At 65.6% G+C, this 7,278-nt stretch carries 6 protein-coding genes; 1 reads left to right on the plus strand and 5 read right to left on the minus strand.

What is annotated here, in order from left to right; all coding sequences use genetic code 11:
• Nucleotides 1-30: 30 nt before the first annotated feature.
• The 5 genes from ACH9EU_RS14480 to ACH9EU_RS14500 form a co-directional block, all read right to left on the minus strand.
• Nucleotides 31-621 carry a YceI family protein gene (locus ACH9EU_RS14480; protein ID WP_396414619.1) on the minus strand — a complete coding sequence of 197 codons (591 nt, stop codon included), beginning with the start codon at nt 619-621 and terminating at the stop codon, nt 31-33.
• Between the two features lie 173 nt (nt 622-794).
• Nucleotides 795-1,475: a flavin reductase gene (locus ACH9EU_RS14485; protein WP_396414620.1), complete on the minus strand. Its 681-nt coding sequence runs from the start codon at nt 1,473-1,475 to the stop codon at nt 795-797.
• A gap of 165 nt (nt 1,476-1,640) precedes the next feature.
• Complete coding sequence (locus ACH9EU_RS14490; RefSeq protein WP_396414621.1) at nt 1,641-2,192, minus strand: flavin reductase; 552 nt, start codon at nt 2,190-2,192, stop codon at nt 1,641-1,643.
• A 572-nt stretch (nt 2,193-2,764) separates the two neighbouring features.
• Complete coding sequence (locus ACH9EU_RS14495) at nt 2,765-5,515, minus strand: P-loop NTPase (RefSeq protein WP_396414622.1); 2,751 nt, start codon at nt 5,513-5,515, stop codon at nt 2,765-2,767.
• Between the two features lie 80 nt (nt 5,516-5,595).
• Nucleotides 5,596-6,177 carry an alpha-ketoglutarate-dependent dioxygenase AlkB gene (locus ACH9EU_RS14500; protein WP_396414623.1) on the minus strand — a complete coding sequence of 194 codons (582 nt, stop codon included), beginning with the start codon at nt 6,175-6,177 and terminating at the stop codon, nt 5,596-5,598.
• A gap of 199 nt (nt 6,178-6,376) precedes the next feature.
• Here ACH9EU_RS14500 and ACH9EU_RS14505 point away from each other — a divergent pair, with 199 nt between their 5' ends.
• Entirely contained in the window at nt 6,377-7,219 is an 843-nt protein-coding gene (locus ACH9EU_RS14505; protein ID WP_396414624.1) for a GDSL-type esterase/lipase family protein, read from the plus strand.
• The last annotated feature ends 59 nt before the right edge of the window (nt 7,220-7,278 follow it).

Genomic DNA, 7,278 nt, shown 5'->3' on the forward strand with positions numbered 1-7,278 from the left:
GCCACGACGACGTCGGGAACGGCGCCCGGGTCAGGCCGAGACGGACTCCTGGCCCTCCACGGTCTCGGCCGGGTCGTCCTGCGGTGCCGTGAAGGCGACGTCGAGGGTGATCACGACCTTGTCCGAGACGAGCACCCCGCCGGCCTCCATGGCGGCGTTCCAGGTGATGCCGAAATCCTTGCGGGAGATCGCGGTCTCGGCGGAGAAGCCGCCGCGGGTCACGCCGAATGCGTCGACGACCACGCCGTTGAACTCGGCGTCGAGCTCGACGGTGCGGGTGACGTCCTTGATCGTGAGCTCACCGGTGATGGTGCCCTGCTCACCCTCGAACGCCACGGCGGTCGAGGTGAAGGTCATGGTCGGGTACGTCTCGACGTCGAAGAAGTCGGCGCCGCGCACGTGACCGTCGCGGTCGGCGTTCTTCGTGTCGATCGACTCCATCCGGACCGTGGCGGTCAGCGTGGAGTTCTCGACGGGCTCGGCGACCTCGAGCTGGGCGTCGACGTCGTGGAAGGTGCCGCGGACCTTGGAGATGCCGGCGTGGCGGACGGTGAAGCCGACCTCGGAGTGGGCGGGGTCGAAGGTCCAGGAGCCGGGGACGAGACCGTTGAGCTGGGACATGGTGTTCTCCTTCGGGTGATGACGGGCAATTTGTTGCTTCATCAACTACTCTACGCACGCCTTAGTGATGTGTCAACAACCTAGGGCGGAAGAGTCCCCGCCCCGCGCTTCCACCGTGCCCGGCGGCACGTCCGGAAGGACCCGCGCGGACCGGCCGGGCACGGGGCGCGCGGTCAGGCGTCGGGGTGCAGCGCGGAGCGCTCGTTGAGCTCGTGGAACCGGCGGCGGTGGTACACGAGCGGGACGCCCGTGCCCTCGTCGCCGAGGACGTCGACCACCGCTGCGTTGAAGACCAGTGCCGGGCCCGCCTTGATCCGGGCGAGCGGCACCGCTCGCAGCACCCTGCTCACGCCCAGGAGACGGGGCTCCCCCGTGTCGAGGTACTCCCACGGCATGTCCTCGCCGAAGCGCGGGGCCCCCGAGACGGCGAAGGACCGCGCGAGCTCGAGGTTGTGGGCGTCGAGCAGGTGCACCAGGAAGGACTCTGCCTCCGCCAGCAGCGCTGCCGAGCCCTGCCTGGCCTGCAGCGAGAAGCCGAGGATCGGCGGGTCCACCGACACGGAGGAGACCGAGGACGCGGTCAGACCCACGGGCCCCTCGGGCCCCCTGGCGGTGATGATGGCCACGCCGGCCGGGTGGTGGGCGAACGCGGCCTTGAACGCCTCGCCCACGTGGCCGAGGCCCCGCAGGTGGTCCGCGGGCACCTCGAGATCCGCCACCTCCGAGGCGGCGCGTACGGCCGGCGCCCCGGAGGGCGGGACCGCGCTGAGCCGGGCCTGCTCGTCCGGGGTCCCGCCGGTCTGCGGACCACCGGGCGCGCGACGGGATCCGGGTCCGTGGGGCTGGGCCGCCATGAGAGTCCTTCCGTGGTGGGCCGTGGCAGCGGAGCCGCTCCGCTGACCCCGCGCGTCCACGCTACGACCTGAACCGGCACGGGCGGGAACGCATTCCGCCGGCGCGAGCCCCGTGGACACCTGCCGTAACAGTCTGGCACAGGCGCCGCCGTGCGGTGCCCCAGGTCAGCCCGTCACGCCCCGGTAGCTGCGCGCGTAGTGCACGAGCGGGTCGTCGGCCTCGCTCTCGGCCACCCCCCGGCCCATCGCGGTCACCTCGCCCACCACGATCCGGTGCGTGGCCGCGGTGTGCACGGCCACGGTGGCGAGCTCGAACCACGCGAGGGCCCCCTCCAGCACCGGGGCCCCGGACCGCGGGGCCCGGCGGAACGGCACCCGGTCCAGGAGTCCCTCCACCGGGTTGCCGGGGCTCGCGAGCCAGTTGGCGATGCCCTCCTGGTCCCGCCGCAGCACGGACAGTGCCCACGCCCCGGTGGACTCGACCGCGTCACAGATCCGCCCCTCCTCGAAGAGGCACACGAGCATGGTGGGCGGGTCGTAGGACACGTCGAGGAACCCCGTGACGGTGGCCGCGACGTCGCGGAGCCGGTGCCGGGCGGCCACGACGGCCACCCCGGAGGCGATGTCCGCGGCCAGCAAACGGTAGGCACCGGCGTCCTCGGCGTCCACCGCGGCGGGGTCGAGCAGAAGGGCGGGCGGCGCGTCGGGCAGTTCCATGCCGCCAGTCTGACACGGCCCTCACCGACCCGGCGGGCCGGCCATCCGCAGGGTGAGGTTGAGCCTCCCGCCCCGCATGCCGAGCTCCGGCGGCGCCGTGCCGGGACGGAAGCGCGGAACGCCGTGGAACGCGTAGCGCGAAGGACCCCCGCCCGGCTACCACTCCCCACGACTGCCACCGAACCATGAGACCAGCCCCAGGTGCTCAAGACCCTCGCCCCCCACCCCAGGCGGGCCGGCAATGACAAGACGATCGCCCCAAACTCCCTGCGCCCCTGGCCCCAGCTCCTGACCGCCGCCCTCGAGATGACGTTGCACCGTTCCCGAGCCTCCTGGGCCACGTCGGTACCGTGAACACGCGCCGCTACGATTGCGACCGAGACCACTTTCGCCGATCGACCGCGCTGAACGTAGACTCGCTGTTCGGCTAGAGGCCACGAGGGGCCAAGGGAGAAACAGCGAGTTCATCCGACGTCCAGCAGCCCTCAGGGCGGAGCCTGCAGTCATGCCACCGCATCCCGAACAATACCGTGATATGACTTCGCTGGGGCGCGCAGGAATAAAGGCGGCAACTACTTTTCTTCAATTGGCACAAGCACCCCAGTGATGTCTATGGGATTGCTTGCAAGGTATGCCTTCAAGATTTTTGGCGGATTCTCTTGCACTCCGTCTATAGCAGATTTGACGGCAGCTACCGCCCTTAGGTCGTCCAGCACATTGGCGACTTTATTGGTGCGCAAATACTTGCCGTGCGCCTTGAGAAACCCTTCATCTCGCGCGCTGAGATCCAATTGGCCAACAAGCGTCACCACCCCAGAAAGTGCTTCGCCGTAAACATCATTCCCGGTTTGTCGGTGCAAATTCCTCAGCCCCACACCCAGGCCCAACAACGCCCGAGGCAAATCCTCCTTGTCCAACGATTGCGCAACAGTGACGGCTGCCACCGCATCGACCAGCACATTCAAAGCATGTTCCCCCGACTGACCGGCCGCCGTCCCCCAATCCAACAAGAACCCGGGAAAAGACTGCTTATCCACCCAAGTTAAGCGATCGAGCCAGGCGCTCTCCGCAAGCTTCAAGGCTTCTTCGTGCTTGCCGTGATCACGATAAGCGGACATTAAGCTGGTTACGTATGACAGGCGATTAGGATCTGCTTGGCACGCAGCCTTGCCTGCCTCTATTGCGTCGTCCCCTGACGGCAGAGATCTCGAAAGGTATGCCACAGCATAGATGTCCGCAGGCAGGCTTTGCCCCTCTTCCGCAAGTCCGATCGCAACCGGGACCATCCTATTAATCAGCTCACCGACTTTCTTCGGATCGTATGATCGGCTTGCCTCCAAAGCCGACTCGGCAATCGCCGAATGGCGAATCCACACATCCTGGTCGTGACGCCTGACCGCGGCCTCTTTTCCGAGCGGTTCAAGAATCATGAACTCCGCAGGGCCAGTAGGGACACGAAAAGCAGCCGCCAAAATACGCAAAGATAGGGGACCGTTTCTATAATGTGAGCGATTATGCGCAGTATGCAATATTGAGATCATGAGGAAGGCATCCGCAAGGGAAAGCCCTGAGGCGACCTCAACTCTGCGCAAACGATCCAACAAGTCCGAGACCCGCTCTTTCAGGCGCGACCCATATCGTGCACGCAACATGCCCCCAATCAAGGACCCACGCTCGCCGGCATAGTCGTCCGCCGCACAAACCCTCAGGTACTCAGCTCTATCACCCGATGGGACACTGGCGATTTCCTGCAGGTCGAATCCGGCCACTGCCGCCCAAGCGTCAATGATAGCCTGGGCATCATCCTTTTGCAGTGGCGCGGGCGTAACTAGGTAGGTCTTAGACCTGAGATGCGTAAATCCGCCAGCGTTCCTCCAATCGCGCTCCGCCGCAACGAGGAGTACCCGGATGTTTGACCGTGCTGTAATATCGCACTCTCTTACCAAATCTTTGATTTGATCGATCAACAGGTCGCCGTCATCAGTAGCCAGAATCAGAGTCTGACCGTCCGGCACTTCGCATTCTAAAATCCGTTGGACATCGAGGATCGCGCCAGCTTCTCTCCAGAAAACATGATTGCCCTCCTGCCCAACCAAAGAAGTGACGACTTGCATGAGAGCCATAGACTTACCCTCGCCCATTGGGGCGATACCAGCGGTGATGATCTTTGCATGCTCACCGAAAGAGTTTTCCAACTCGCGGGCAAGCGCTAGGCGCGGCACTTTGGGATTAAAAGCGACGTGCCAGCTCGGCGCTGCACCCTCGAAGAACCTAGATGTGTCTAAATCTTGTTGTGGACCCGAAGAGTGCTCCTCAGCGAATTCCTTTCCCACTCGCGTCCAGCCCTTCAAGAAAAGCTCTGCGGGTGCAAGTGAATTTGCCACGCTTTCTTGGTACATCCCCAGTAATCTTGGCAACTCTTTGTTCGCGTCTACGCCTTCATAGAGGACCGCTGAATTTCCCTGAGCCATTTCACTAAACAGCGGCTTAGGTAGATCACTGTGGGCCGCAGGACCGAAAGTGCACCACAAAATGTTCATTCCCAAAGATTGCCGCTCTTTTGCCCTCTCTAGCAAAGAATTTGAGAATGCGTCGGACCAACCACTGTACCCGATTATTACCACTTCATGATTACGCAACATTTCGCGCAGGCTCCCACTCAACATGGGGCGCTCACGAGTTAGCTGGTGGACGGTATGTAAGGTATCCCCTTTGCGCCAGAGTCCGTGGACATGCACCACATCGACTGAGTCGCTAGACTCACTACCTTTGATCTCTCCGTCAACATCAAACCATTGGGTATTCGGCTTGCCTCCAGCCAGGCGAATTGCCACTTCGACATGCGGATCAAAATTTGTAGTGATAACCGGGCCGATCATGCCTTCAGGCATAGTTGCCAGCATTTGACCCAATGCCCGCACTCCGGGATCAAGATTCCAATCATGAGTTATCTCGAGGTTGTATAGAGCGTTCTCGTCGATAGACAGGTCTCTTGCATGCGACGGCCCTATTGCTGGGCACGACTTCATTACGGCAAGTCTTACGATCCGGTTGATAAACCCTTGACCGCGATTATTAAAAATGAATCGGGCTGCCCGCTGGTAAGCTTCACCCCCCGATGTCCCTTCGATTGCAGCATCGAAACGTCTTTCGTCGCGCTTGTTGTTGAGGGCTTCCCTCATGGACCTCAGGAGGTCCGCGACTCCAGGGACGGTTCCTCGCGTCATCCCTGATCCGACCACGAATGCCACCGGCTTCTCAGCAGTTGCCAGGAGATAGTGAAGACGTGAGACAAAGTCGTCAGCGTTCGCGGTGATATCCATCTGCCCATACTCCCCATTTCAGTCCTGCGGCGCAATTAGTGACTGGATGGCATGAGTGCATGTCCCTGCGTACACTGTTGTTATTCACGCGTCGGTCCGCCGAAGACGAACAGGTCTCCGCTGCGCAGCTCCACGTCCTGGTAGGGGGCGGCGCGGGTCACCGTGTTGCCGATGCGGAAGACGCAGGCGTCCCCGAGGGACAGGGAGACGATCGGTGCGGCGCAGCCCTCGTCCTGGTCCTGGTGCATGCCCATCCGGGCCGCCGCGTCGTAGTAGTTGAGCAGGGCGGTGTCCGGTCGGTAGTCCCGGGCCTCCTGGGTGTCCGGCCCCCACTGCTCACGGACGGCCCGGCGCCCCAGCTCGACCAGCCACGGCGGAACGTCCGGGGCGTCCGCTCCCCCGCCGGCCCGGAGGTGCCGGTAGGGCGAGCGGCCCCGGCCGAGCACCGTGGACCGCACCGACATCCGCCCGCCGCCCGGCAGCACCACCTGGCGCAGCGGCACGGGCCCGGTGGCCCACTCCCGGCACCTGCGCACGAGCGCCCGCTGCTCGGCCACGGAGAGCCATCCCGGGACGTGCACGGCTCCCGGGGAGAGCTCCTTCCGCTCGCGCGGGAGCTCGAAGAGCTCGGGGGTCGTGCCCCCGGTCGAGGGGTCGTTCATGGCGCCGATCGTAGCGGGGCCCGCCGACACGTCGCCCGGCGCCGCCGTTCCGTCGCGCTCGGGTTCCGGCTGCCGGGAGTCTCATCCACGCCGGGACCGGAATCACGCCGAAGCGTGTCTATCGCGAACGGCGTGCCGACGGTAGGTTCAGGTCACCCGGCACCGGCACGGCGCCGTCCGCACTCCGAAAGGTTCCACCATGCGTTCTCTCTCCTTGCGGCGCACGGCGGGCGCCGTGGCCACGGCCGTCGCGCTCGTGGGCGCCACGGTCTCCCCCGCCACCGCGGCGCCGAGCACGGTCGGCGTCGTCAACCTCGGCGACTCCTACTCCGCGGCCATCGGCACGGGCGGCATCTCCGCCCTGCCGCTGCCCGGACCCTGCCTCCAGGGCCAGGGCCCGGACCACGTGGACAAGCTCGACGCCGGGCCCCGGTTCGACGTGCGGCTGGACGCGGCCTGCTCGGGGGCGACCACCACCCAGATCCGTGCGCTCGCCGGCCTCCCGGCCGTCGGCGCCGCACTGGCTGGGGCCGACCTGGTCACCCTGACCCTCGGGGGCAACGACCTCGGCTGGACGCAGATCGTGCTGCAGTGCTCCGCGCTGGGTCATCCCGCGCTCTGCGACACCCTGCTCGCCCAGGCGCCCACGGCCATCGACGCCGCGGCGCGGTCGGCCGGGCAGACGGTCGCGACCATCGACGAGGCCACGGACGGAACGATCCTGGTGTTCGGCTACCCGCGGCTCTTCGACGCCCAGGAGGACAGCGCACTGATGCCGGCGGCCCGCGCCGCGCAGCTGAACGCCCTGACGGACCAGCTCAACGCCGCCCTGAGGAGCGCCGTGGAGGCGGAGGGCGCCGTGTTCGTCGACGTCGCCCAACGCTTCCAGGGGCACGGCCTCGGCTCGGCGGATCCGTGGATCCACTTCGACCCGGCGGACCCGTTCGACCCGAACTCCCTCCACCCCACGTCGCGCGGATACCTCTCCGGCTACTTCCCGGCGCTGATGAGCGGCGTGAGCCCCGGCCGTCTCGCCCGGTAGCGCGCGCCCGGGCGGCGGGCGCCGACATCCGCAGCGCACACGGGCGGGGCCCGGACCGC

The organism is Kocuria rhizosphaerae, assembly GCF_044462265.1.
GTDB classification, from domain to species: domain Bacteria; phylum Actinomycetota; class Actinomycetes; order Actinomycetales; family Micrococcaceae; genus Kocuria; species Kocuria rhizosphaerae.

Coding starts and splice junctions, on each gene's coding strand:
- ACH9EU_RS14480 (WP_396414619.1), bottom strand. CDS start 621: ATGTCCCAGCTCAACGGTCTCGTCCCCGGCTCCTGGACCTTCGACCCC.
- ACH9EU_RS14490 (WP_396414621.1), bottom strand. CDS start 2,192: ATGGAACTGCCCGACGCGCCGCCCGCCCTTCTGCTCGACCCCGCCGCG.
- ACH9EU_RS14485 (WP_396414620.1), bottom strand. CDS start 1,475: ATGGCGGCCCAGCCCCACGGACCCGGATCCCGTCGCGCGCCCGGTGGT.
- ACH9EU_RS14495 (WP_396414622.1), bottom strand. CDS start 5,515: ATGGATATCACCGCGAACGCTGACGACTTTGTCTCACGTCTTCACTAT.
- ACH9EU_RS14505 (WP_396414624.1), top strand. CDS start 6,377: ATGCGTTCTCTCTCCTTGCGGCGCACGGCGGGCGCCGTGGCCACGGCC.
- ACH9EU_RS14500 (WP_396414623.1), bottom strand. CDS start 6,177: ATGAACGACCCCTCGACCGGGGGCACGACCCCCGAGCTCTTCGAGCTC.